This is a genomic window from Variovorax sp. SG517, assembly GCF_013376045.1.
Classification (GTDB): Bacteria; Pseudomonadota; Gammaproteobacteria; order Burkholderiales; family Burkholderiaceae_C; genus Variovorax.
The window spans coordinates 791,458-814,103 of record NZ_JABMJG010000001.1; the positions used below are offsets into that span (position 1 = coordinate 791,458).

Below are 22,646 nucleotides of genomic sequence, written 5' to 3' on the forward strand. Positions count from 1 at the left end.
CGCTGCCCTGCAACGAAAAGGCACCGCAAAGCGGTGCTTTTTTTATGGCCGGAGGCGTCCACACATCGGTCACGCTAAAGTGATAGGCATGAGCGCGGTCGCCAAATCTCAGTCCCATGCCCCCAAAGGCACGCCGAAGCCGAGCCCGGCGGCGCTGAATGCGGCCGCCGCGAGCTTTGCCGCGCTGACCGCGCGGCTGGACTACCTGAGCCCCGAAGACACCGAGCTGGTCCGCCGCGCCTACCGCTTCGCCGACGAGGCGCACCTGGGGCAGCTGCGCAACAGCGGCGAGCCGTACATCACCCACCCCATCGCCGTGGCGGCGCAATGCGCCGAGTGGAAGCTCGACGCGCAGGCGCTGATGGCCGCCCTGCTGCACGACGCGATCGAGGACTGCGGCGTCACCAAACCCGAGCTCATCGAGCGCTTCGGAGCACCGGTTGCCGAACTGGTCGACGGGCTCACCAAGCTCGACAAGCTGCAGTTCAACACCCGCGAAGAAAACCAGGCCGAGTCGTTCCGCAAGATGCTGCTGGCCATGGCGCGCGACGTGCGCGTCATCTTGGTCAAGCTGGCTGACCGCACGCACAACATGCGCACGCTGGCCGACGCGCCCCGCGAGAAATGGGGCCGGATCTCGCGCGAGACGCTGGACATCTACGCGCCCATCGCCCACCGGCTGGGGCTGAACCAGACCTATCGCGAGCTGCAGGAACTTTCTTTCCGCCATCTGAAACCGTGGCGCTATGCCACGCTGTCGAAGGCCGTGGCCAAGGCGCGCGGCCGCCGGCGAGACCTGATCCAGAAGGTGCAGAAGGAGGTCGAGGCCGCCTTTTCCGCAGCCGGCATGACGCTGCGGATCGCCGGACGCGAGAAGACGCTCTATTCCATCTACCGCAAGATGGAGGAAAAGCACCTGAGCTTCGCCCAGGTGACCGACATCTACGGTTTCCGGCTGATCGTGCCGAACGTGATCGCCTGCTACACCGGCCTCGGCATCCTGCACCAGATGTACAAGCCCCTGCCGGGCAAGTTCAAGGACCACATCGCGATCGCCAAGCTCAACGGCTACCAGTCGCTGCACACCACGCTCGTGGGGCCGGCCGGCGTGAGCGTGGAATTCCAGCTGCGGACCGAGGCGATGCACGTGGTGGCCGAATCGGGCGTTGCTGCGCACTGGCTGTACAAGGCCGCCGAGCCCAACGCCGCCAGCAACGACCGGCTGGGCACCAAGTGGCTGCAGTCGCTGCTCGACATCCAGGACGAGACGCGCGACGCCGCCGAGTTCTGGGACCACGTCAAGGTCGACCTGTTCCCCGACGCGGTGTACGTGTTCACGCCCAAGAGCCAGATCATGGCGCTGCCCCGCGGCGCCACGGTGGTCGACTTCGCCTACGCCATCCACAGCAACATCGGCGACCACACCTCGGCCGCGCGCATCAACGGCGACCAGGTGCCGCTGCGCACCGAACTCAAGAACGGCGACGTGGTCGAGGTGATCACGGCGCCGGTGTCGACGCCCAACCCGGCCTGGCTGGGCTTCGTGCGAACCGGCCGGGCGCGCTCCAAGATCCGCCACTACCTGAAGACGCTGGCGCATGCCGAGTCCGAAGGCCTGGGCGAGAAGCTGCTCGCGCAGGCTTTGCGGGCCGAAGGCCTGAGCAAGCTGCCCGAGGACGACGAGGAGCATCAAGCCCTGTGGGAGAAGCTCCTGCGCTTCACCGGCAACCGCACCCGCTCCGAGCTGCTGACCGACATCGGCCTGGGCAAGCGCATCGCGAGCATCGTCGCGAAGCGGCTGGTGTCGATGCTTTCCGAGCTGGGCGAGCGACCTGACGCATTGCTGCTGAGCCGCGAGCGCTTCATCTCGCACGAAACGGTGTCGCAGGGCGCGGTCACTTTGGACGGCAGCGAGAACTCTTCAGTGCGCTTCGCGCTGTGCTGCCGGCCGATTCCCGGCGACCCTATCGTCGGCTATCTCGGCCACGGCGAAGGCTTGGTGGTGCACACCGAAGACTGCGGTGTCGGCCAGCGGCTGCGCCACAAGGACAGCGAACGCTTCTTCGCCGTCGAATGGGCGGACGAGCCGACGCGCGCCTTCGAGACCGGCGTGGTCATCACCGTGCGCAATGACAAGGGTGTGCTGGCGCGCGTCGCAGCCACGCTGGCCGATGCGGAAGCCGACATCACGCACGTGGAGATGGCCGACGAAACTCCGCAGGATTCGACCGACCTGCGCTTCGTGATCGCCGTGCGCGACCGCGCGCATCTGGATGCGGTGCTGCGAGCGGCGCGGCGCACGGCATCGGTGCTGACCGCCTCCAGGACGGTTCCCGCGCCCTGAGCTGCCGTCAGTCAGTGGCCGAGCGCGGCGCCGGATAGCTCACGGACAGGATCTCGACCTCGTGCGCCCCGCCCGGGGTGACGAGCTTCACGACGTCCCCTTCGCGCGCCTTCAGCAACGCCCGCGCGATCGGCGAGATCCAGCTGACCTGCGACTTCGCGCTCTCCGCCTCGTCGATGCCCAGGATGGTGACGCTGCGCTCCTCGCCGGCCTCGTCGGCATAGAGGACCGTGGCACCGAAGAAGACCTGGTCGCGGCCATGGTGCACCGACGGATCGGTGACCTCCGCGATCTCGAGGCGCTTGGTGAGGAAGCGGATGCGGCGATCGATCTCGCGCAGGCGCTTCTTGCCGTAGAGGTAGTCGCCGTTTTCCGAGCGGTCGCCGTTCTTGGCGGCCCAATGGACGGTCTCGACGATCTTCGGGCGCTCCTCATCCATCAGGTGCAGCAACTCGTCGCGCAGGCGCGCGTAGCCATCGGGGGTGATGTAGTTCTTGCCGCCCGCGGGAATCGGTGGCAGGGCGCCATCCGCGCCGTCGTCGTCTCCGTCGGAATCCGTTTCCTTGGTGAATGCCTTGTTCACGCTGATCCTCCGAAAAGAAAAAAGCCCGCAACTCGCGTTGCGGGCTTTCTTTATAGTGGTGCGGCTGGCAGGAATCGAACCCACGACCCCTTGGTTCGTAGCCAAGTACTCTATCCAGCTGAGCTACAGCCGCACAGCTTGCAATTATAGCCCGCTTTGGAGCCCTCTCTCGAACTATTCGGGCAAATTGAAGAAATCGAGACCCGAAAAAGAAAATGCCCGGAAGACGAATCTCCCGGGCATTTCAAGATGGTGCGGCTGGCAGGAATCGAACCCACGACCCCTTGGTTCGTAGCCAAGTACTCTATCCAGCTGAGCTACAGCCGCTAAGCCCTCGATTATAGCCTGTTTTTGGCTGCTCCCCGAAAGCGTGACGAAAGATGCGGGATCGAATCGTCAAGGGAGTGGTGGTAGGCCGTGCTGGGCTTGAACCAGCGACCAACGGATTATGAGTCCGCTGCTCTAACCAACTGAGCTAACGGCCCACGCGCAACGATTCTATGCGCGCCGACGGGCCTACTTGCGATGGCTCAGTGCGTTGGTCACGAGGCGCGACGTGATGTCGACGATCTGGATCATGCGGTCGTAAGGCATGCGCGTCGGCCCGATCACGCCCAACGTGCCCACGACCTCCCCGTCGACCTCGTAGTTCGCGCTGACGATCGAGAGCTCCTCGAACGGCACCACCTGGCTTTCGCCGCCGATGAAGATGCGCACGCCTTCGGCCTTGCTCGACACGTCGAGCAGCCGCATCAGCTGGGCCTTCTGCTCGAAGAGCTCGAAGGCACGGCGCAGCTGCCCCATGTCGCTGGAGAAGTCGCTCACCGACAGCAGGTTGCGCTCGCCGGAAATAACGACGTCGTCCTCCTTGGCCTCGGTCAGCACTTCCGAGCTGACCTGCACCGCCGCCTGCATCAGCGTGGCGATCTCGCCGCGCAGCTTCTCGATCTCGGACTGCAGCCGGTCGCGCACCTGCTCGATGGTCAGCCCGGCGTAGTTCGCGTTGATGTAGTTCGAGGCCTCGACCAGTTGCGACTGCGAATAGTCGGCCTCCGGAAAGATCACCCTGTTCTGCACGTCGCCATCAGGCGAGACGATGATCACCAGCAGCCTGCGCTCCGACAGCCGCAGGAACTCGATCTGCTTGAACACCGAGGCGCGACGCGGCGCCATCACCACGCCGACGAACTGCGACATGTTCGACAGCAGGTGCGCCGCATTGGCGATCACCTTCTGCGGCTGGTCGGGCGCAAGGCTCGGGGCGGTCATCTGCTCGCGCTGCGCGGTCAGCATGGTGTCGACGAAAAGCCGATATCCGCGGTGCGTCGGAACGCGGCCGGCCGAGGTGTGCGGGCTGGCGATCAGCCCCAGCGCCTCGAGGTCGGACATGACGTTGCGGATGGTTGCCGGCGACAGATCGAGCCCCGACGAACGCGAAAGCGTCCGCGATCCCACGGGTTGCCCGTCAGCGATGTAGCGCTCGACGAGCGTCTTGAGCAGCAACTTGGCACGGTCGTCCAGCATTGCAAGATTTTAGTGTTGTAATTTGTGAGATATGACCTCTCGCTTTCGTCACGTAGCCCTGATCGGCAAATACCAGGCTTCCGGCGCCCGGGCGCAAGCCGATGCGCGCGACAGCGTCATGGAGGACATCGGCGCCTTCCTCGAATCCCAGGGCTGCACGGTGTTCGTCGAACGCTCGACGTGCGAGGAAGCCGATGAAGCCCCCCCCGCCCATCCGCGCTACCAGGCCCTCACCGTCGAGGAAATCGGCCAGCGCTGCGACCTCGGCCTCGTGGTCGGCGGCGACGGCACCATGCTCGGCATCGGCCGGCAGCTCGCGAGCTACGGCATCCCGCTGATCGGCATCAACCGCGGCCGGCTCGGCTTCATCACCGACATCCCGCTCGACAACTACCAGTCAACACTGATCCCGATGCTGGCCGGCGAGTACGAGGAAGACCACCGCAGCCTGATGCAGGCCAGGGTCATGCGCGACGGCGCCTCGGTGTTCGATGCCTTCGCCATGAACGACGTGGTCGTCAACCGCGGCGCCACCTCGGGCATGGTCGAGCTTCGCGTCTCCGTGGGCCGCCATTTCGTGGCCAACCAGCGCGCCGACGGGCTGATCATCGCCACGCCCACGGGCTCGACCGCCTATGCGCTGTCTGCCGGCGGGCCGCTGCTGCACCCCGCGGTGCCGGGCTGGGTCCTGGTGCCGATTGCGCCACACACGCTGTCGAACCGGCCTGTGCTGTTGCCCGATGCCGACGAGATCGTGATCGAGCTGGTCGGCGGACGCGACGCCAGCGCCAATTTCGACATGCAGTCGCTCGCCTCGCTCGCCATCGGCGACCGCGTGGTGGTGCGGCGCTCCGACTTCCGCGTGCGCTTCCTGCATCCACGCGGCTGGAGCTATTTCGACACACTGCGCAAGAAACTTCATTGGAACGAGGGAGGCTCCTGAAATGGCGCTGCGACGCATCGCACTGCGCGACTTCGTGATCGTGCGATCACTCGAACTCGACCTGTCCGGCGGCTTCACTGTGCTGACCGGTGAAACGGGCGCGGGCAAATCCATCCTGATCGACGCGCTTCAGCTGGCGCTGGGCAACCGGGCCGATGCGGGCGCGGTGCGCGAAGGGGCCGAGCGTCTCGATGTGAGCGCCGAATTCGACGCCGACCCGGCGCTGGACGGCTGGCTCGACGAGGGCGGCTTCGAGCCGGGAGACGCGCTGCTGCTGCGCCGCACGGTCGACCTGCAGGGCCGCAGCCGCGGCTGGATCAACGGCAGCCCCGCCACCGCGACCCAGCTGCGCGAGCTCGGCGACCGCCTGCTCGACATCCACGGCCAGCACGCCTGGCAGAGCCTGACGCGGCCCGAGGCGGTGCGCGGCCTGCTCGACGCCTACGCGGGCGCACGCACCGATGCGCTGGACGCCGCATGGCAAGCCTGGCGGCAGGCACTCTCCGCGCTCGAGCACGCCCGCTCGGCGCAAGACTCGCTGCAGCGCGAACGCGAACGGCTGCAATGGCAGATATCCGAAGTCGCGAAGCTCGCGCCGGGCGCCGACGAGTGGGAAGAGCTCTCCACCAACCACTCGCGCATCTCCAATGCGCAGGCGCTGATCGACGCGGCCCAGGGCGCCAGCCAGGCGCTGGAAGACGATGACAACGGCGCCCTCTCCGCGCTCCAGCGTGCGGTCGCGCTGCTGCAGAACTGCGAGCACATCGAGCCCGAGTTCCGTTCGCTGGGCGAGGTGCTCGCCTCCTGCGTGGCCCAAGCCTCCGACGCGGCGCACACGCTGCACGGCTACCTGCGCGATGCCGACACCGACCCTCAGACCCTGGCCGAACTCGACGAGCGCATGGGCCTGTGGATGTCGCTCGCGCGCCGCTACAAGCGCCCGCCGGCCGAGCTGCCGGCGCTGCTGGCCGGCTGGCAGGCCGAGTTGCAGGCGCTCGACGCCCAAAGCGACCTCGAAGGCCTGGAGCGTGCCGAAGAGGCCGCGCAGCAGGCCTACATGAAGGAAGCCAAGGCGCTGGGCAAGATCCGCAAGCAGGCGGCCCCCCGCCTCTCGCAGGCCGTCACCGACGCGATGCAGGGCCTGGGCATGCAGGGCGGGCGCTTCGAGGTCGAACTGCAGTCGCTCGCGCAGCCCAGCCGCGCCGGCCTCGAAGACGTGGCCTTCCTCGTCGCAGGCCACACCGGCAGCACGCCGCGGGCCATCGGCAAGGTGGCTTCGGGCGGCGAACTATCGCGCATCGCGCTGGCCATCGCAGTCACCACCAGCCAGCTCGGCGCGGCGCAGACGCTGATCTTCGACGAGGTCGATTCCGGCGTGGGCGGTGCGGTGGCGGAAACCGTCGGCCGGCTGATGAAGCAGCTCGGCCGCGATCGCCAGGTGCTCGCCGTGACCCACCTGCCGCAGGTTGCAGCGTGCGCCGACCACCACCTGGTGGTGGCCAAGCGCCAGACGGCGGCGACCGGCAGCGACGGCCCCCGCACAGAAAGCGGCGTGTCGCGCCTGGACGACGACAGCCGCGCCAGGGAAATCGCCCGCATGCTGGGCGGCGAGAAGGTCTCGCAGACCTCGCTCGCCCATGCGCGCGAGATGCTCGGCCACAAGACCTCGGCAGCCTTGCAATGACCCTCGATCTCGTGCTCATCACGGGCATGTCGGGTTCCGGCAAGTCGGTGGCCCTGCATGCGCTGGAAGACGCGGGCTACTACTGCGTCGACAACCTGCCGCCCGAGCTGCTGACCTCGTTCATCGCGCTGCAGCACGAGCAGCAGGCCACGCGCGTGGCCATTGCCATGGACGTGCGCAGCGGCGTCTCGCTGCCCATCGTTCCGCAGCAGCTGGAGGCGCTGCGCCGCGACGGCGGCATCTCGCTGCGCTCGCTGTTCCTCGACGCGACCACCGACGCCCTGCTGCGCCGCTATTCGGAAACCCGCCGCCGCCACCCGCTCTCACGCCAGGAAGGCCGCACCGACGTGCCCGAGCAGCACCGCGTGCTGACCCAGGCAATCGAACTCGAGCGCGAGCTGCTGGCCGACCTGCGCGACGGCGCCGACGTGATCGACACCAGCCTGATCCGCCCGGCGCAGCTGCAGAGCTACATCAAGTCGCTGATCTCCGCGCCGCAGACGCCGCTCACGCTGGTGTTCGAATCCTTCGCCTTCAAGCGCGGCGTGCCGCTGGACGCCGACTACGTGTTCGACGTGCGCATGCTGCCCAATCCGCACTACGTGCCGGCGCTGCGTCCGCTCACGGGCCGCGACGAGCCGGTGATCGAATGGCTGCGCGAGCACGACGACGTGGCGCGCATGTACGACGACATCGAGCAGTTCCTGGCGCACTGGCTCGACGCGCTGGCGCGCGACCACCGCAGCTACGTGACCGTGGCCATCGGATGCACCGGCGGGCAGCACCGCTCGGTGTTCCTGGTCGAGCAGCTGGCGCGCTCGTTCGGTGCGCGTTGGGGTGCGCTGAAGCGGCACCGCGAGCTCGACGCGATCTGATCCGCTGGCGGGCTAGCTTTCGCCGCCTTCCAGCATCTTGCGCATCGGGGCGGGCAGGCCAAGCCGGCTCCATTCCTCAGCCTCGAACCATCGCGCGGCATCGCCCTGCGGCTGGCCGCCGTCGATCTGCACCGGATGCAGATGTAGGTCCTTGTGGGTCAGCACGTGCACGAAGGCCGGCAGGTCATGGGCGCCGCGCCGCGCGGCCGCGGGCACGGCTTCAAGAAGCTCCTCGCGGCTGTCGAACACCGGCAGGCAGTAAAGACCGGCCCAGATGCCCTTCGCCGGCCGCTTCTCCAGCCACACACGGCCCTGGGCATCGCGCGCCAGCAGCACCCACAGCGACTGCGCGCTGCGCTTGAGCTTGCGCGTCTTGACCGGGTAGCGCTCGGGCGCGCCTTCGCGCAGGGCGACGCAGCTCTGCTGCACCGGGCAGATCATGCAGCTCGGCTTGCGCGGCAGGCACACCGTGGCGCCCATGTCCATCACGCCCTGCGTGTAGGACGCGATGGCTTCCTTGTCGTTCGCAGGCGGAAGCAGCTGCGTTGCCAGGTCCCACAAGGCGCGCTCCTGCGCCGTGGAAGACATGTCGCCCGCGAAGCCGAGCACGCGCGTGAGCACGCGCTTGACGTTGCCGTCGAGGATCGCCACGCGCTCGCCGAAGCAGAAGGCCGCGATGGCCGCCGAGGTCGAGCGGCCGATGCCCGGCAGCGTGACCAGCTCCGCAGCCGTGCGCGGAAACTCGCCGCCGAATCGCGCGACGACTTCCTGCGCGCAGCGGTGCATGTTGCGCGCGCGACTGTAGTAGCCCAGTCCGCTCCAGAGGCCGAACACCTCGTCCTCGGTGCCGGCGGCCAGCGCCTTCACGTCGGGAAAGCGCTCCAGAAAGCGAGCGAAGTAGCCGAGCACCGTCGACACCTGCGTCTGCTGCAGCATCACCTCCGACAGCCAAACGCGGTACGGATCGCGCGTGTTCTGCCACGGCAGCTGGCTGCGGCCGTGGCTGCGCTGCCAGCTCACGATCTGCGCTGCGAAATCCGGAGGCAATGACAGGGTTTCAGTCGCCGCCGCCTTGGAGGCGGAATCCTCAGGCCGCACGCAGTTCGCCGATGGTGGCCGCTGGCTGCGGCTTTCCGTGCTGCGCGATCAGCGAAGTGAATTCGCGCAGTTGCACATGGAGTTCGGTGAGGTTGCTCTCCTGCGCGGCCAGTTCGACCAGCCGTTCGTCGAGGTTGCCCGCCGCGCTCTGGATGCGTTCGATCGCCTCGATGCGCTTGCTGAAGTTGCGGCGGCGCTCCTTGAGCTGCGCATCGATCTGCGCGCTCGCGCCCTTGCTCCAGCGCTCGACCTCGGTCATGGCCGCCTCGTTGACCAGCCGCAGCCGGCTGGCGAGCGCGCGGACCAGCTTGTCGCAGAAGTCGGCCTGCGCGAGCTTCAGCAGATTGCCCACGCCCAGGTAATGGATGTGGCTGCGCTCGATCTGCGCGAGCTCCTGCTCGAAGCCCGTGAGGTCGGGTTCGGCCGGCGCCTGCAGGGTGAAGCCCTGCTCGGCATTGAGCTGGCGGAAGGTGGCGTGCAGCATCGACTGGATCTCGGCCGTGGTCGCCTGCACTTCGCGCAGGTTGTTGCGCAGCGAGTCGAATGTCTCGGCGTACACCTTGCGCACGTTGAACTTGACGCCGGGACGCTTGAGCGCGGCCGACAGCTTCACCATGTCGGCCTTCAGCGCGGTGCGCCCGAGCACCGCATACACCTCGCGCAGCAGCTTGCCCTGCACCGAGCGCAGCGCCAGGATGCGCGTGTTGCTGCCCTCGAACTCGGCATGCTCCTGGTCGATGCGCGCGCGCATGTGGCGGATCACCGAGACGTTCTTGCCGCGCAGCCCCTGCAGCTCGAGCGCCTGCTCGGACAGGTCGCGCTGGCGCACCTTCAGGATGCGCTCGGCCTCGGCGCGCAGCGCGGTCATGCCCGCGTCGACCGCAAGCCGCAGCATGGTTTCGCGCTTGCCCAGAACGCCTTCGGCCAGCAGCGATTCGAGCGCCGGCAGGCGGCTGGCCTGCAGCAGCTGGCCGTCGTGCTGGATCTTGGCCTGCAGGCCCTTCTGCGCGGACACGGGCAGCACCTGCGCCAGCGGCACTTCGAGCAGGCGGGCCGCGCCGTCGCGCTGGCGCTCGATCTGCAGTTCGATCTGCGCGGGCGTGCTGAGCGTGTCCCACATGGTGTCGATCTTGTTGAGCACCACGAAGCGCGTGTCGTTGCCCTCGTCTTCGGTGATCAGATGCTCGCGCCAGATGGAAAGGTCGGAGCGCGTCACGCCGGTCTCAGCGCCGAGGATGAAGACCACCGCGTGCGCCTGCGGAATCAGGCTCACCGTGAGTTCGGGTTCGGCGCCGATCGCGTTCAGGCCCGGCGTGTCGAGGATCACCAGCCCCTGCTCCAGCAGCGGGTGCGGCATGTTCAGCACCGCATGGCGCCAGCGCGGAATTTCCACGCGGCCTTCGGCGTCCTGCACCGGGTTGTCGTCGGGCGTTTCGTCGTTCCAGAAGCCCAGCGTGCGGGCTTCGTCCTTGCTGACCCAGCGCACCTCGGCCACCTTGCCCATGGCCTGCGCCAGCTGCTCGGCATTGCCGACGTCGATGGCGATCTCGGTCCAGCGGGTGGGCTTGTCGCGCCAGTGAGCCAGCGAATGGGGCTCCAGCCGGGTCTCGATGGGCAGCAGGCGCAGCTTGGGCGCATGCGCGGCGTCGTAGCCCAGCTCGGTCGGGCACATCGTGGTGCGGCCGGCGCTCGCGGGCATGATCCGCCGCCCGTAGCCGGCGAAGAAGATGGCGTTGATCAGCTCCGACTTGCCGCGCGAGAACTCGGCCACGAAGGCGACCATGACCTTGCTGGTGCGGATCTGCGTCTCGAGCCCGCGCAGGCGCTCGGCCACCGCCTGGTCGAGCAGCTCGTTCTCGGTCAGCCAGCGGGACAGCCACTGCAGCCGGTGGGCGAAATTGCTCCGCCACGCACCGTGCTGATCGAGTTGTTGATTGAAGGAGCGGCTCAAGGGGAATATGTAAGAAACAATTTACAAATATACATCGGCGGGCGGGGCACCGTCGTTTCTAGATTGTTTCTATTTTTCTGTTTCCATCGCGCGAGCCCGCGCCTACTTCTGGCAATTGGGGCAGTAATAGGTGGAGCGCTGCCCCTGGCGCAACAGCCGGATCGGCGTTGCGCAAACCCGACAGGGCTCGCCCGCCCGGCCGTAGACGGTCGCTTCAAGCTGGAAATAGCCGTTCTGCCCGTCGATGTTGGAGAAATCGCGCAGCGTGCTGCCGCCCTTCTCCACCGCCCGCGCCAGGATCTCGCGCACCGCCGCATGCAGCTTCGCCGCCCGCGGCCGGCTGATGCGCGCCGCCGAAAGCGTCGGCCGGATGCCCGCCTGGAACAGCGCCTCCGACGCGTAGATGTTGCCCACGCCCACCACCACGTCGCCCGCCAGCAGCACCTGCTTGACCGCCGTCTTGCGCTTCTTGAGGCCGGCATGGAAGGCATCGAGGTCGAACCCGTCGTCCAGCGGCTCCATGCCAAGGCCGCCCAGCAGCTTGATCGCCCACGGGGCGGACTCGTCTTCCACGTAAACAACTGCGCCGAAACGGCGCGGGTCGTTGAGCCTGAGCGTGCCGAGGTTGGTAACAAGATCGAAGTGATCGTGCGGGCCGGGCGGCGGCAGCGCGGCATCGAAGCGCAGGCTGCCCGACATGCCCAGGTGCAGCAGCAGGATGCCGCGATCGAGATCGATCAGCAGGTACTTGCCGCGCCGGCGCACCTCGCGCACCTGCCGGCCGACCAGCGCCTCGGGCAGCACCATCAGCGCCCATCGCAGAGGCTTGCCGATGCGCACTGCTTCGATGCGTCCGCCTGCGATGCGGTCGGCGAACCCACGGCGGGTGACTTCGACTTCGGGTAGCTCAGGCATGAAAGGTAAATCTTCGGCAAACGCCTGCGGCGGCGAAGCCCCACGCGATGCTCGTTCAAAAGGCTGGATTATTATGGTCAGATGAATCTTTCGCCCCGCCGACACCGCCTTGCGGCGGCCGCGTCTCTCGCCTTGCTGGCCTGCGCCGCCAACGCGCAATCTTCCGATCCGGCAGCCCCCGTCAGCCCCATTCCCGCCATCGAACGGCCGGCGCAGTCGAGGCCCGCAGCCAGGCCCCGTCCGGCCGCGGCGAAGGAAGCCGCCGAGCCGGCGCCGCTGCAGTCCGCACTGACGGCAGACCTGTTCTACGAGATCCTGATGGGCGAAATGACGGCCCGTTCCGGCGACCCCGGCTCCGGCTATGCGCTCGTGCTCGACGCCGCGCGGCGGCTGCGCGACGGCAAGCTGTTCCAGCGCGCGGTCGAGATCGCGCTGCAGTCGCGCTCCGGCGATGCGGCGCTCGCCGCGGCACGGGCATGGCAGGAGAGCCTGCCGAATTCGCGCGACGCACGCCGCATCGAACTGCAGATCCTGATCGCGCTCAACCGCATCAGCGAAACCGTCGAGCCGCTGCGCGCCGAAGTGGCGGCCACCTCGCAGATCGAGCGCCCGCTGCTGATGGCCGTGATCGCGCGCAATTACTCGCGCGCATCCGACAAGAAGCTGGCCGCCTCGGTGGTCGAGCAGGCGCTGGTCGACGAGCTGAAGAGCCCCACCACCGGCGGACTGGCCTGGGCCACCGTCGGCCGGCTGCGTCTCAACGCGGGCGATGCCTCCGGCGCGCTGGAAGCCGCGCGCAAGGGCCAGGAGATCGACCCGGCCTCCGACGCGCCCCCGGCGCTGGCGCTCGAGATGATCGACCCCGGCCAGCCGCTGGCCGAACCGATCGTCACCCGCTTCCTGAACAACAACCCGAAGGGGTCGCCCGACCTGCGTGTCGCCTATGCACGCGTGCTGGTCGAGAACCGGCGCTACAGCGACGCCTCCGCGCAGCTCCAGGCGCTGACCACCTCGCGCCCCGAACTCGCGGAACCATGGCTGCTGCTGGGCAGCCTGCAGATGCAGGCCCGGCAGGATGCCGCGGCCGAGACTTCGATCAAGCGCTTCATCGAGCTGTCGGGCAATCCGAAGAGTGGCGGCAGCAAGGATGCCGACGATGCGGCCGACCGCAAGCGCGGCGTGTCGCAGGCGTACTTCGCGCTGTCGCAGCTGGCCGAGCGGCGCAAGGACTATGCGGCGGCCGAGCGCTGGCTCTCGCGCGTCGACGGCCCCGACGAACTGGTGGCCGCGCAGACCCGCCGCGCCACGCTGCTGGCGCGCCAGGGCAAGCTGCCGCAGGCCCGCGAGATCATCCGCGGCCTGCCCGAGCGCACGGCCGACGACAAGAAGCAGAAGTTCCTCGCCGAAGTGCAGCTGCTGCGCGACGCGAAGCAGTTCCAGGCGGCCTACGACATGCTCGCCCAGGCTTCTGCGGCATCGCCGGACGACGGCGACCTCGTCTACGACCAGGCCATGGTCGCCGAGAAGCTCAACCGCCTCGACGACATGGAGCGCCTGCTGCGCCGCCTCATCGAGCTCAAGCCCCAGAACCAGAACGCGTACAACGCCCTGGGCTACTCGCTGGCCGATCGCAAGATCAGGCTGGAAGAGGCTCGCACGCTGATCCAGAAGGCCGTGCAGCTGGCACCGGAAGACCCGTTCATCGCCGACAGCCTGGGCTGGGTCGAGTTCAGGCTCGGCAACACGGCAGAGGCCATCCGCATCCTCGAGGCCGCCTACAAGACGCGGCCCGATCCCGAGATCGGCGCGCACTTCGGCGAAGTCCTGTGGACTTCCGGCCAGAAGGACCGCGCGGTCACGATCTGGAAGGAAGCCCTGCTGAGCGACGCCGAGAACGAGACCCTGCAGGAAACGCTCAAGCGCCTGCGAGTGAAGCCCTGAGATGGCGCAGGCAGGAGCACTCGCGCCGATGCAGGCCGGCCGCCACGGTCGTCGCGCATTTCTGGCGGCAGGTGGCGCAGCGGCCCTGCTGGCCAGCGGCTGCGCGCAGCTGTCCGGCGGCCCCGGCGCGCCGAAGACCACGGAGAGCTGGAGCGGCCGCATGTCGCTGCGCATCGAGAGCGAGCCCGTGCAGACTTTTGCCGCGCTGTTCGAACTGCGCGGCTCGGCCGAGGCCGGCGACCTCACGCTCACGACGCCCATCGGCAGCACCCTGGCCCAGTTGCATTGGGCCCCTGGCGAGGCGCTGTTGAAGGACGGCAACAGGACCCGGCGCTTCGATTCCGTCGACGAGCTGATCGAAGCCGCCACGGGCGCGGCCATTCCGGTCGGCGCCCTCTTCGGCTGGCTGGCCGGCCGCAACGAGCCCGTGCCCGGCTGGAAAGCCGACCTCGCGCAATTGGGCGCCGGGCGGCTGAACGCCGTGCGCGAATCGCCGAGCCCGCGGGCCGACCTGCGCATCGTGTTCGAGCGGTCATGAAGGCGATCTACGACCTTCCCGCGCCGGCCAAGCTCAATCTCTTTCTCCACATCACCGGCCGGCGCGACGACGGCTATCACCTGTTGCAGTCGGTGTTCATGCTGATCGACTGGTGCGACACGCTGCACGTCGAACTGCGGCGCGACGGCCAGCTCAGCCGCGAGGACCTGACGACGGAGCTGCCCGCGGACGACCTGATCCTGCGCGCCGCGCGTGCCCTGCAGCCGTTCGCTGCGCCCGGCCAGGGCGCGCACATCGGCGTTGCCAAGCATGTACCGGCGCAGGCGGGCATGGGCGGGGGCTCGTCGGACGCCGCCACCTGCCTGCTCGCGCTGAACCGCCTTTGGGGGCTGAACCTGCCGCTGTCTCGCCTGGCCCACATCGGCCTGAAGCTGGGTGCCGACGTTCCTTTCTTCCTTGGCGGGCGCAATGCGTGGGTGGAAGGCGTCGGGGAGGAAATCACACCGGTTACACTCCCATCCGCGCGCTTCGTGGTGGTCAAACCACCCGAGGGACTCGATACCCGATTAATTTTTTCGGACTCAGGCCTTCAACGCGCTACGCCTGTTGCTATAATCTCAGGCTTTGCTGCAGACAGCGAATCGTCGGAAGCGACAAACTTGGGAAACCAGGTTTTCAACTTCGGCCACAACGACCTGCAGCCGGTTGCCCAGCGACTTTGTCCCGCGGTCACCGACGCCATCGAATGGCTCGGCACCCAGGGATTGAAGGCCCGGATGACCGGCTCCGGAAGTTCGGTATTCGCAAGGCTGCCGCAATCGCCGCATGAAGCGGAACTGCTCAAGGCCCCCAAAGGCTGGCAGGTTCGCCAATGCAGCAACCTGAAAGTCCATCCGCTCTTGGGATGGGCAACCTGAAGATGATCGGACCGTTCATTCGGTTCGATGCGACATATATCGGTTGATGGCGAAAGCCGTCGACCCGTGTAGGGGAGTCGCCAAGCTGGTTAAGGCACTGGATTTTGATTCCAGCATGCAAAGGTTCGAATCCTTTCTCCCCTGCCAAATCTTCACGACTGCGGCCCGAGGGCCGCAGTCTTCATTTGCAGCCCACCCGCTGCAATAATCGGCGGCTCACCGGCCGCCACGCATACGAACCTTTTGGCGGCTTCCTAAGCCCACTTGCACTGCCGGGACGCGCTCATGCAGGCTAATCACCCTGACTTCATGGTTTTCACCGGCAACGCCAATCCGGGCCTTGCTGCAGAAATCGCGCACAACCTCGGCACTTCGCTGGGCGCTGCCCGCGTCGGCCGCTTCTCCGACGGCGAAGTCACCGTCGAGATCAATCAGAACGTCCGGGCGCGCGACGTGTTCGTCGTTCAGTCGACCTGCGCTCCGACGAACGAAAACCTGATGGAACTGCTGATCATGGTCGACGCGCTCAAGCGCGCCTCGGCCGAACGCATCAGCGCCGTGATCCCCTACTTCGGCTATGCCCGCCAGGACCGCCGCCCGCGCTCCAGCCGCGTGCCGATCTCGGCCAAGGTGGTGGCCAACCTGCTGGAAACCGTCGGCGTCGAGCGCGTGCTCACCATGGACCTGCACGCTGACCAGATCCAGGGCTTCTTCGACATTCCCGTCGACAACATCTACGCCTCGCCGGTGCTGCTGGGCGACCTGCGCGCCAAGAACTACGAAGACCTGATCGTGGTCTCGCCCGACGTGGGCGGCGTGGTCCGCGCCCGTGCACTGGCCAAGCAGCTGAACTGCGACCTCGCCATCATCGACAAGCGCCGCCCGAAGGCGAACGTCAGCGAAGTGATGAACGTGATCGGCGAGATCGACGGCCGCAACTGCGTGATCATGGACGACATGATCGACACCGCCGGCACGCTGGTCAAAGCAGCCGAAGTGCTGAAGGAGCGCGGCGCCAAGAGCGTGTACGCCTACTGCACGCACCCGATCTTCTCGGGCCCGGCCATCGAGCGCATCACGCAGGGCTCGGCCCTCGACGAAGTGGTCGTGACCAACACCATTCCCCTTTCCGACGGCGCCAATGCCTGCGGAAAGATCCGCCAGCTCTCCGTGGCACCGCTGATCGCCGAAACGATCCAGCGCATTGCCAAGGGCGAGTCGGTGATGAGTTTGTTCTCGGATCAGGACAACCTGTTCTGACCTGGGCAAAAAGCGGGCTTCACCCCTGAAGCCTTTTTGAACCGGAGTCGCACTGGTCGCGGTGGACTCTTACTGGAGCTAGTTATGAAATTCGTCGCTTATGAGCGCGCAAAGCAGGGCACGGGTGCGAGCCGCCGTCTCCGCATCTCGGGCAAGACCCCCGGCATCGTCTATGGTGGCGACACCCAGCCGCAACTGATCGAGATCGATCACAACGCGCTGTGGCACGCCCTGAAGAAGGAAGCCTTCCACTCGAGCGTTCTCGAGATGGAACTGGGCGGCAACGTCAGCAAGGTTCTGCTGCGCGACGTGCAATACCACCCCTTCCGCCAGCTGGTGCAGCACATCGACTTCCAGCGCGTGGACGCCAAGACCCGCATGACCCTGAAGGTGCCCGTGCACTTCAAGGGCGAGGAAGAGTCCGACGCCGTCAAGCTCGACCACAACCTGGTCAACCACGTCACGACCGAACTGGAAGTGAACTGCCTGCCGACCGACCTGCCCGAGTTCATCGAAGTCGACCTGTCGGGCCTGAAGAAGAACGGCACCGTCACGCTGAAGGACATCAAGCTGCCCCGCGGCGTGAAGTGGGTCAGCCACGGCAAGCCGAACCCGGTGCTGGCTTCGGCCGTGACGCCGGCTGCTGAAGAAGAAGCGCCCGCCGAAGGCGCAGCCGCTGCCGACGCAGCAGCCGCCGCTCCGGCCGGCAAGGGTGGCAAGGCCGCGGCCAAGACGCCCGCTGCCAAGGCACCCGCCAAGAAGTAATCCGCTTCTTCGCGATCGTTGCTTCTCGATGAAGGCCCGCCTCGTGCGGGCCTTCTGCTTTTGCGGCGACCGGATAATCCACGACCATGATCAAGCTGTTTGTCGGCCTCGGAAACCCGGGCCCCGAGTACGAAGCCACGCGGCACAACGCGGGCTTCTGGTGGATCGACGCCCTTGCGCGCGAATGGAAGCTCAACCTCGTGCCCGAGCGCAGCTATCACGGCCTGGCCGCGCGCACGAGCATCGGCGGCCAGAGCATCTGGCTGCTGGAGCCGCAGACCTTCATGAACCTGTCGGGCAAGTCGGTGGCTGCGCTGGCGCGCTTCTTCAAGATCGCGCCGGAAGAAATCCTCGTGGTGCACGACGAGCTCGACGTGGTCCCGGGCCAGGTCAAGCTCAAGTTCGGCGGCAGCCATGCCGGCCACAACGGGCTGCGCGACATCCATGCGCAGCTGGGCACCGGCGACTACTGGCGGTTGCGCCTGGGCATCGGGCATCCCGGCGTGAAGTCGGAGGTCGTCAACTGGGTGCTCAAGAAGCCGCTCAAGGAACAGCGCGAAGCGATCGACGACGCCATCACTCGCACGCTCCATGCGATTCCCGCGCTGGTCGCGGGCGAGATGGAAAAGGCGACGCTGGTCATTCACACGAGCAAACCGCCGCGGCCCAAACCGCCTCGGAGGGAGCCCGGCGAAGGGGGCACGACGCCTGCCGCCACCTAGCCGGCCATTGAAGTGCAGGGAGGGAGAGAAATAAAAATGAGCGAGAAGAAGAGAAAGAAGGACGGAAAGACGGTTTCGAAAACCGCGGCCGCTATCCTTTCAGTAGCAATCGGCGTCTGCTGGACGGGCGCTGCCGCCCAAGGGGCGAACACCTGGCGATGCGGCAACACCTATTCCGACCGGCCCTGCGAAGGCGGGCGAACGATGAAGGTCGACGACCGCCGCAGCGACGAGGACCGCCGTGCCGCCGATGCGGGCACCCGCAGCGCCCAAACCCAGGCCGACCACATGGAGCGCAGCCGCCTGTCGCTGGAAAAGGCCGCATATGACCGCGACCAGCGCGCCGCGCGGGAGGCAAGAAGCGCGGCCCTGGCGGAGAGGCGGCTCGCCATGGCCGAGCAGAGGGAGCGCGACCGCGCCCGCAAGGAAGCCAATGCGCCCCGCAAATCGAGCCTGAGCTTCAGCAGCGGCTCGGGCGCCGACGCACCGGAGCGCAAGAAAAAGAAGCGGAAGTCGGCCGACTAGGCGCCGGACGAGGCCGCCGCTGCAGCGGCAGTCACCTTGATCGCCGTGAGACGCTGGTACTTCTGCATCAGCGTCTCGCGGCTTTCCACGTGCTCGGGGTTCACGGGAATGCAGGCTACCGGGCAGATCTGCACGCACTGCGGTTCATCGAAATGGCCCACGCACTCGGTGCACTTGTGCGGATCGATCTCGTAGAACGCCTCGCCCATGTAGATGGCGTCGTTCGGGCACTCGGGCTCGCAGACATCGCAATTGATGCATTCGTCGGTGATCATGAGGGCCATAGCCTCGATTATCGCGGCTCGGGCGGGACGGGCCGCCGGTGAATGACAAAGGCCACATTCGCGGCACATTTGTTGCGGGAGTCAGTTATGCTGCGCCCCGCCCCATGAGCCTGTTCCTAGTCAAGCGCCTCGCCACGCTGATCGGCACCCTGATCGGCGCCTCGGTCATCGTCTTCCTCGTGCTCGAGATCCTGCCCGGCAACGCCGCGCAGATGCTCATGGGCCCCGACGCCTCGCCCGAGGCCGTCGCCGCCCTGGCCACCAAGCTCGGCCTCGACCAGCCCGCCTGGACCCGCTACTGGCACTGGATCGGCGGCCTGCTCACCGGCAACCTCGGCGACAGCTACGCCTACAGCTCGCCGGTGCTCGACCTCATCCTCGAACGCCTCGCGCTGACCGTGCCCCTGGCCGTGCTGGCGATGGCCTTCACCGTCGTGATCGCGCTGCTGGTGGGCGTGACCGCCGCGGCCCGCCACAACAAGCTCGGCGACGTCGGCCTCATGGGCATGGCCCAGGTCGGCATCGCCATTCCGAACTTCTGGTTCGCCATCCTGCTGATCCTGGTGTTCTCGGTGCAGCTGCAGTGGTTCTCCGCCGGCGGCTTCGAAGGATGGGGCGAAGGGATCTTCGCGGGGATCAAGTCGCTGCTGCTGCCTGCCCTTTCGCTGGCGGTGGTGCAGGCGGCGATCCTGGCACGCATCACGCGCTCGGCGGTGCTCGAGGTGATGCGCGAGGATTTCGTGCGCACCGCGCGCGCCAAGGGTGTGTCGCAGCGCATGGTGCTTTGGACGCACGTGCTGCGCAACGCGATGATCCCGGTCATCACGGTGATGGGCATGCAGTTCTCGGAACTGCTGGCCGGCACGATCGTGGTGGAGAACGTGTTCTATCTTCCCGGCCTGGGCCGGCTGATCTTCCAGGCCATCAGCAACCGCGACCTGATCGTGGTGCGCAACTGCGTGATGCTGCTGGCGGCCATGGTGGTCATCGTGAACTTCGTGGTCGACGTGCTCTATGCCGTGATCGATCCGCGCATCAAGGCCAGCGACATATGAGCACCGTCACCGCTCCCAGCGCGGCCGCGCTCAGGGTGCCGGGATTCTGGCGCCGCGCATTGCACCACCGCAGCTTCGTCATCGGCGGCACGCTCACGCTGCTCCTGCTGCTGGCCGCAGCCGTCTCGCTGGTGTGGACACCATGGTCGCCCTACGAGATGGACATGGCCAGCAAGCTGAAGCCGCCGTCAGGCGCGCACTGGCTGGGCACCGACACCTATGGACGCGACGTGGCTTCGCTGCTGCTCGTCGGCGCGCGCGCATCCATCCTGGTGGGCGTGATCGCGGTCGGCATCGGCCTCGTGGTCGGCACTGCGCTCGGTTTGCTCGCGGCAGCGAAGCGTGGCTGGGTTGAAGAAGCCATCATGCGGCTCACCGACTTCTCGCTGGCCTTTCCGGCGATCCTCTCGGCCATCATGATGACGGCCGTGTTCGGCGCAGGCATCGTCAACGCGATCATCGCGATCGGCATCTACAACATCCCGACCTTCGCGCGCATCACGCGCGCCTCGGCCAACGCCATCTGGTCGCGCGAGTACGTCGCCGCCGCACGCGCCTGCGGCAAGGGATCGTTCTCGATCACGATGCAGCACGTGCTGCCGAACATCTCGGCCGTGCTGATCGTGCAGATCACCATCCGCTTCGCCATCGCGATCCTCGCCGAAGCGGCCCTCTCCTACCTGGGCCTCGGCACGCAGCCGCCGCAGCCTTCATGGGGCCGCATGCTCAGCGAGGCCCAGACGATGATGTTCCAGGCGCCGCTGCTCGCGGTGTTTCCCGGCATGGCGATCGCGTTCGCGGTGCTGGGCCTCAACCTGCTCGGCGACGGCCTGCGCGACCTGCTCGATCCGCGGCTGGCCCGCGCGAGGTAGGCGAGGTAAGCAAGATGCCCCTGCTCGAAGTCAAGGATCTCCACATCGGCCTGCAGACGCAGCGCGGCCCCGCCGAGGCCGTGCGCGGCATCTCGTTCTCGCTGGAGCGCGGCGAGACGCTGGGCATCGTCGGGGAATCGGGCTGCGGCAAGTCGATCACCGTGATGTCGCTCATGGGCCTGCTGCCATCGACTGCGAAGGTCGGTGGCAGCATCCGCTTCGACGGCACCGAGCTCGTGGGGCTGCCCGAGAAAAAGATGTGCGAAATCCGCGGCAACCGCATCGGCATGATCTTCCAGGAGCCGATGACTGCCCTGAACCCGGTGCACACCATCGCGCGCCAGGTCGGCGAGCCGTTGCGGCTGCATCGCGGGCTCTCGAAGGCCGACGCGCGCAAGGAAGTGCTCGCGCTGCTGGAGCGCGTGGGTATTCCCGATGCGGCCTCGCGCCTCGATGCGTATCCGCACCAGTTCTCCGGCGGCCAGCGGCAGCGCATCGGCATCGCGATGGCGCTCGCGTGCGGGCCCGACCTGCTGATCGCCGACGAGCCGACCACCGCGCTCGACGTGACCATCCAGAAGCAGATCCTCGAGCTGATCAAGAGCCTGGTGGCCGAACGCGGCATGGCGCTGATCCTGATCTCGCACGACCTCGGCGTGATCGCGCAGACGGTGTCGAAGATGCTCGTGATGTACGGCGGCAGCGTGGTCGAGAGCGGGCCGACCGAAGCGGTGTTCGCGCGGCGCGCGCACCCGTACACGCAGGGCCTTTTCGCCGCGCGCCCGGTCATCGGTGCGCCGCGCGGCGTTCGGCTCGCCACCATCAAGGGCAGCGTGCCCGAGCTGGTCGACCTGCCGAAGGGCTGTCCCTTCGCGGGCCGCTGCAGCTACACCATCGACGCCTGCAGGACCACGCCGCCGCCGGCCACCATGCTGCCGCACGAGCACGCGGTGCGATGCATCCGGCTGGAGGAGATCGCCGCTGAAGGAGCCATCGCACCATGAGCGCGAGCGCCACCGCTTCTTCGCCACTGCTGCAGGTCACCGATCTCGTGCGCCACTACGCGCTGCCGCGCGAGAGGCTCTTCGGCCCGCCACCCACCGTGAAGGCGCTCAACGGCGTGAGCTTCGAAGTGCAGGCCGGCCAGAGCGTGGGCATCGTCGGCGAATCGGGCTCCGGCAAGTCGACCATCGCCCGGCTCGTGATGGCGCTCGATACGCCGACCTCGGGCACCGTCTCGCTCGAAGGCCGCAACCTGCATTCGCTCTCGAAGGAAGAGTTGCGCGTGGCGCGCCGCGACTTCCAGATGGTGTTCCAGGACCCGTACGGCTCGCTCGATCCGCGCCAGACGGTGGCACGCATCGTCGCCGAGCCGCTCGAAGCCCTCGCGGCCACCACTCGGGCCGAGCAGCGCGAGCGCGCCGCCGAAACGCTCGCCGCCGTGGGCCTTCGCACCACCGACCTTGACAAGTACCCGCACGAGTTCTCCGGCGGCCAGCGCCAGCGCATCGCCATCGCGCGAGCACTCATCACGCGCCCCAAGCTCATCGTGGCCGACGAGCCCGTGAGCGCGCTCGACGTGTCGGTGCAGGCGCAGGTGCTCAACCTCATGCAGGACCTCCAGCAACAGTTCGGCATCAGCTACCTGCTCATCAGCCACGACCTCGCGGTGGTCAACCATCTCTGCGACAACGTGTGCGTGGTCTTCAAGGGACGCATCGTGGAACAGGGAGCGCCCGCCGAGCTCTTCCAGCATGCGCGGCACGAGTACACGCGCACGCTGCTCGACGCGGTGCCGCGAACGCCCGCCGGCGGCACGCTGCTGCCGGGCTGAGCTGACATCGAAGCGTCGCCCACTCCGCTTAGGATGAGTGGGTCATAAGCATCTG

At 67.2% G+C, this 22,646-nt stretch carries 21 protein-coding genes and 4 tRNA genes; 16 read left to right on the forward strand and 9 right to left on the reverse strand.

Annotation, left to right across the window (positions count from 1 at the left end):
* Positions 1-88: 88 nt before the first annotated feature.
* A complete protein-coding gene (locus tag FHT32_RS03630; RefSeq protein WP_176663256.1) occupies positions 89-2,344 on the forward strand; it encodes a bifunctional (p)ppGpp synthetase/guanosine-3',5'-bis(diphosphate) 3'-pyrophosphohydrolase in 2,256 nt (751 codons plus the stop codon).
* Between the two features lie 7 nt (positions 2,345-2,351).
* Here the strand turns inward: FHT32_RS03630 and greB are convergent, their stop codons facing one another.
* From greB to hrcA, 5 genes are all read right to left on the reverse strand, one after another.
* Positions 2,352-2,927, reverse strand: a complete 576-nt coding sequence (gene greB, locus FHT32_RS03635; protein ID WP_176663257.1) for a transcription elongation factor GreB — start codon at positions 2,925-2,927, stop codon at positions 2,352-2,354.
* 56 nt (positions 2,928-2,983) lie between these two features.
* Positions 2,984-3,060: transfer RNA gene (locus FHT32_RS03640), tRNA-Arg, on the reverse strand.
* Between the two features lie 117 nt (positions 3,061-3,177).
* Positions 3,178-3,254: transfer RNA gene (locus FHT32_RS03645), tRNA-Arg, on the reverse strand.
* Between the two features lie 81 nt (positions 3,255-3,335).
* A tRNA-Ile gene (locus FHT32_RS03650) sits at positions 3,336-3,412 on the reverse strand.
* A gap of 31 nt (positions 3,413-3,443) precedes the next feature.
* Complete coding sequence (gene hrcA / locus FHT32_RS03655; RefSeq protein ID WP_176663258.1) at positions 3,444-4,451, reverse strand: heat-inducible transcriptional repressor HrcA; 1,008 nt, start codon at positions 4,449-4,451, stop codon at positions 3,444-3,446.
* Positions 4,452-4,482: 31 nt separating this feature from the next.
* Here hrcA and FHT32_RS03660 point away from each other — a divergent pair, with 31 nt between their 5' ends.
* From FHT32_RS03660 to rapZ, 3 genes are read left to right on the forward strand one after another with little or no spacing between them, the layout of a single operon-like run.
* Complete coding sequence (locus tag FHT32_RS03660) at positions 4,483-5,394, forward strand: NAD kinase (protein WP_176663259.1); 912 nt, start codon at positions 4,483-4,485, stop codon at positions 5,392-5,394.
* A 1-nt stretch (position 5,395) separates the two neighbouring features.
* On the forward strand, positions 5,396-7,078 hold the full coding sequence (gene recN, locus FHT32_RS03665) for a DNA repair protein RecN (protein ID WP_176663260.1): 1,683 nt from the start codon (positions 5,396-5,398) through the stop codon (positions 7,076-7,078).
* The gene (gene rapZ / locus FHT32_RS03670) at positions 7,075-7,953 is read left to right on the forward strand and encodes an RNase adapter RapZ (protein WP_176663261.1); all 879 of its coding nucleotides are present in this window, start codon (positions 7,075-7,077) and stop codon (positions 7,951-7,953) included. The genes recN and rapZ overlap by 4 nt, the downstream gene beginning before the upstream one ends.
* Before the next feature lie 12 nt (positions 7,954-7,965).
* On the opposite strand, the gene mutY is transcribed toward rapZ, so the two are convergent.
* From mutY to mutM, 3 genes are all read right to left on the reverse strand, one after another.
* Positions 7,966-9,000, reverse strand: coding sequence for an A/G-specific adenine glycosylase (mutY, locus tag FHT32_RS03675; RefSeq protein WP_176663262.1), 1,035 nt, complete (start codon positions 8,998-9,000; stop codon positions 7,966-7,968).
* Between the two features lie 40 nt (positions 9,001-9,040).
* On the reverse strand, positions 9,041-11,002 hold the full coding sequence (locus tag FHT32_RS03680) for a dynamin family protein (protein WP_176663263.1): 1,962 nt from the start codon (positions 11,000-11,002) through the stop codon (positions 9,041-9,043).
* 102 nt (positions 11,003-11,104) lie between these two features.
* Positions 11,105-11,917 carry a bifunctional DNA-formamidopyrimidine glycosylase/DNA-(apurinic or apyrimidinic site) lyase gene (gene mutM, locus FHT32_RS03685; RefSeq protein ID WP_176663264.1) on the reverse strand — a complete coding sequence of 271 codons (813 nt, stop codon included), beginning with the start codon at positions 11,915-11,917 and terminating at the stop codon, positions 11,105-11,107.
* 81 nt (positions 11,918-11,998) lie between these two features.
* Between mutM and FHT32_RS03690 the strand changes: the two genes are divergently transcribed.
* From FHT32_RS03690 to FHT32_RS03725, 8 genes are all read left to right on the forward strand, one after another.
* Positions 11,999-13,858, forward strand: coding sequence for a tetratricopeptide repeat protein (locus tag FHT32_RS03690; RefSeq protein ID WP_176663265.1), 1,860 nt, complete (start codon positions 11,999-12,001; stop codon positions 13,856-13,858).
* A 1-nt stretch (position 13,859) separates the two neighbouring features.
* Positions 13,860-14,396, forward strand: coding sequence for a lipoprotein insertase outer membrane protein LolB (locus FHT32_RS03695; protein ID WP_176663266.1), 537 nt, complete (start codon positions 13,860-13,862; stop codon positions 14,394-14,396).
* Complete coding sequence (gene ispE / locus FHT32_RS03700) at positions 14,393-15,274, forward strand: 4-(cytidine 5'-diphospho)-2-C-methyl-D-erythritol kinase (RefSeq protein WP_176663267.1); 882 nt, start codon at positions 14,393-14,395, stop codon at positions 15,272-15,274. Before FHT32_RS03695 ends, ispE begins: the two co-directional genes overlap by 4 nt.
* 70 nt (positions 15,275-15,344) lie before the next feature.
* A tRNA-Gln gene (locus FHT32_RS03705) sits at positions 15,345-15,421 on the forward strand.
* 138 nt (positions 15,422-15,559) lie between these two features.
* Positions 15,560-16,534 carry a ribose-phosphate pyrophosphokinase gene (locus FHT32_RS03710; RefSeq protein ID WP_081269883.1) on the forward strand — a complete coding sequence of 325 codons (975 nt, stop codon included), beginning with the start codon at positions 15,560-15,562 and terminating at the stop codon, positions 16,532-16,534.
* A gap of 84 nt (positions 16,535-16,618) precedes the next feature.
* Complete coding sequence (locus FHT32_RS03715) at positions 16,619-17,299, forward strand: 50S ribosomal protein L25/general stress protein Ctc (protein WP_176663268.1); 681 nt, start codon at positions 16,619-16,621, stop codon at positions 17,297-17,299.
* 86 nt (positions 17,300-17,385) lie between these two features.
* Positions 17,386-18,021 carry an aminoacyl-tRNA hydrolase gene (gene pth, locus FHT32_RS03720; protein WP_176663269.1) on the forward strand — a complete coding sequence of 212 codons (636 nt, stop codon included), beginning with the start codon at positions 17,386-17,388 and terminating at the stop codon, positions 18,019-18,021.
* 36 nt (positions 18,022-18,057) lie between these two features.
* Positions 18,058-18,546 (forward strand): hypothetical protein, encoded by a 489-nt coding sequence (locus FHT32_RS03725; protein WP_176663270.1) that lies wholly within the window; start codon positions 18,058-18,060, stop codon positions 18,544-18,546.
* Here the strand turns inward: FHT32_RS03725 and FHT32_RS03730 are convergent.
* Positions 18,543-18,830, reverse strand: coding sequence for a YfhL family 4Fe-4S dicluster ferredoxin (locus FHT32_RS03730; RefSeq protein WP_176663271.1), 288 nt, complete (start codon positions 18,828-18,830; stop codon positions 18,543-18,545). The genes FHT32_RS03725 and FHT32_RS03730 overlap by 4 nt on opposite strands.
* Before the next feature lie 104 nt (positions 18,831-18,934).
* On the opposite strand from FHT32_RS03730, the gene FHT32_RS03735 reads away from it, so the two are divergent.
* From FHT32_RS03735 to FHT32_RS03750, 4 genes are read left to right on the forward strand one after another with little or no spacing between them, the layout of a single operon-like run.
* The gene (locus FHT32_RS03735) at positions 18,935-19,885 is read left to right on the forward strand and encodes an ABC transporter permease (protein ID WP_132754111.1); all 951 of its coding nucleotides are present in this window, start codon (positions 18,935-18,937) and stop codon (positions 19,883-19,885) included.
* Positions 19,882-20,757 carry an ABC transporter permease gene (locus tag FHT32_RS03740; RefSeq protein WP_176663272.1) on the forward strand — a complete coding sequence of 292 codons (876 nt, stop codon included), beginning with the start codon at positions 19,882-19,884 and terminating at the stop codon, positions 20,755-20,757. Before FHT32_RS03735 ends, FHT32_RS03740 begins: the two co-directional genes overlap by 4 nt.
* A 14-nt stretch (positions 20,758-20,771) precedes the next feature.
* The gene (locus FHT32_RS03745; protein ID WP_176663273.1) at positions 20,772-21,761 is read left to right on the forward strand and encodes an ABC transporter ATP-binding protein; all 990 of its coding nucleotides are present in this window, start codon (positions 20,772-20,774) and stop codon (positions 21,759-21,761) included.
* Positions 21,758-22,591 carry an ATP-binding cassette domain-containing protein gene (locus FHT32_RS03750; RefSeq protein WP_176663274.1) on the forward strand — a complete coding sequence of 278 codons (834 nt, stop codon included), beginning with the start codon at positions 21,758-21,760 and terminating at the stop codon, positions 22,589-22,591. Before FHT32_RS03745 ends, FHT32_RS03750 begins: the two co-directional genes overlap by 4 nt.
* The last annotated feature ends 55 nt before the right edge of the window (positions 22,592-22,646 follow it).

Coding starts and splice junctions, on each gene's coding strand:
- FHT32_RS03630 (WP_176663256.1), top strand. CDS start 89: ATGAGCGCGGTCGCCAAATCTCAGTCCCATGCCCCCAAAGGCACGCCG.
- hrcA (WP_176663258.1), bottom strand. CDS start 4,451: ATGCTGGACGACCGTGCCAAGTTGCTGCTCAAGACGCTCGTCGAGCGC.
- FHT32_RS03660 (WP_176663259.1), top strand. CDS start 4,483: ATGACCTCTCGCTTTCGTCACGTAGCCCTGATCGGCAAATACCAGGCT.
- recN (WP_176663260.1), top strand. CDS start 5,396: ATGGCGCTGCGACGCATCGCACTGCGCGACTTCGTGATCGTGCGATCA.
- rapZ (WP_176663261.1), top strand. CDS start 7,075: ATGACCCTCGATCTCGTGCTCATCACGGGCATGTCGGGTTCCGGCAAG.
- mutM (WP_176663264.1), bottom strand. CDS start 11,917: ATGCCTGAGCTACCCGAAGTCGAAGTCACCCGCCGTGGGTTCGCCGAC.
- FHT32_RS03690 (WP_176663265.1), top strand. CDS start 11,999: ATGAATCTTTCGCCCCGCCGACACCGCCTTGCGGCGGCCGCGTCTCTC.
- FHT32_RS03695 (WP_176663266.1), top strand. CDS start 13,860: ATGGCGCAGGCAGGAGCACTCGCGCCGATGCAGGCCGGCCGCCACGGT.
- ispE (WP_176663267.1), top strand. CDS start 14,393: ATGAAGGCGATCTACGACCTTCCCGCGCCGGCCAAGCTCAATCTCTTT.
- FHT32_RS03710 (WP_081269883.1), top strand. CDS start 15,560: ATGCAGGCTAATCACCCTGACTTCATGGTTTTCACCGGCAACGCCAAT.
- FHT32_RS03715 (WP_176663268.1), top strand. CDS start 16,619: ATGAAATTCGTCGCTTATGAGCGCGCAAAGCAGGGCACGGGTGCGAGC.
- pth (WP_176663269.1), top strand. CDS start 17,386: ATGATCAAGCTGTTTGTCGGCCTCGGAAACCCGGGCCCCGAGTACGAA.
- FHT32_RS03725 (WP_176663270.1), top strand. CDS start 18,058: ATGAGCGAGAAGAAGAGAAAGAAGGACGGAAAGACGGTTTCGAAAACC.
- FHT32_RS03730 (WP_176663271.1), bottom strand. CDS start 18,830: ATGGCCCTCATGATCACCGACGAATGCATCAATTGCGATGTCTGCGAG.
- FHT32_RS03735 (WP_132754111.1), top strand. CDS start 18,935: ATGAGCCTGTTCCTAGTCAAGCGCCTCGCCACGCTGATCGGCACCCTG.
- FHT32_RS03740 (WP_176663272.1), top strand. CDS start 19,882: ATGAGCACCGTCACCGCTCCCAGCGCGGCCGCGCTCAGGGTGCCGGGA.
- FHT32_RS03745 (WP_176663273.1), top strand. CDS start 20,772: ATGCCCCTGCTCGAAGTCAAGGATCTCCACATCGGCCTGCAGACGCAG.
- FHT32_RS03750 (WP_176663274.1), top strand. CDS start 21,758: ATGAGCGCGAGCGCCACCGCTTCTTCGCCACTGCTGCAGGTCACCGAT.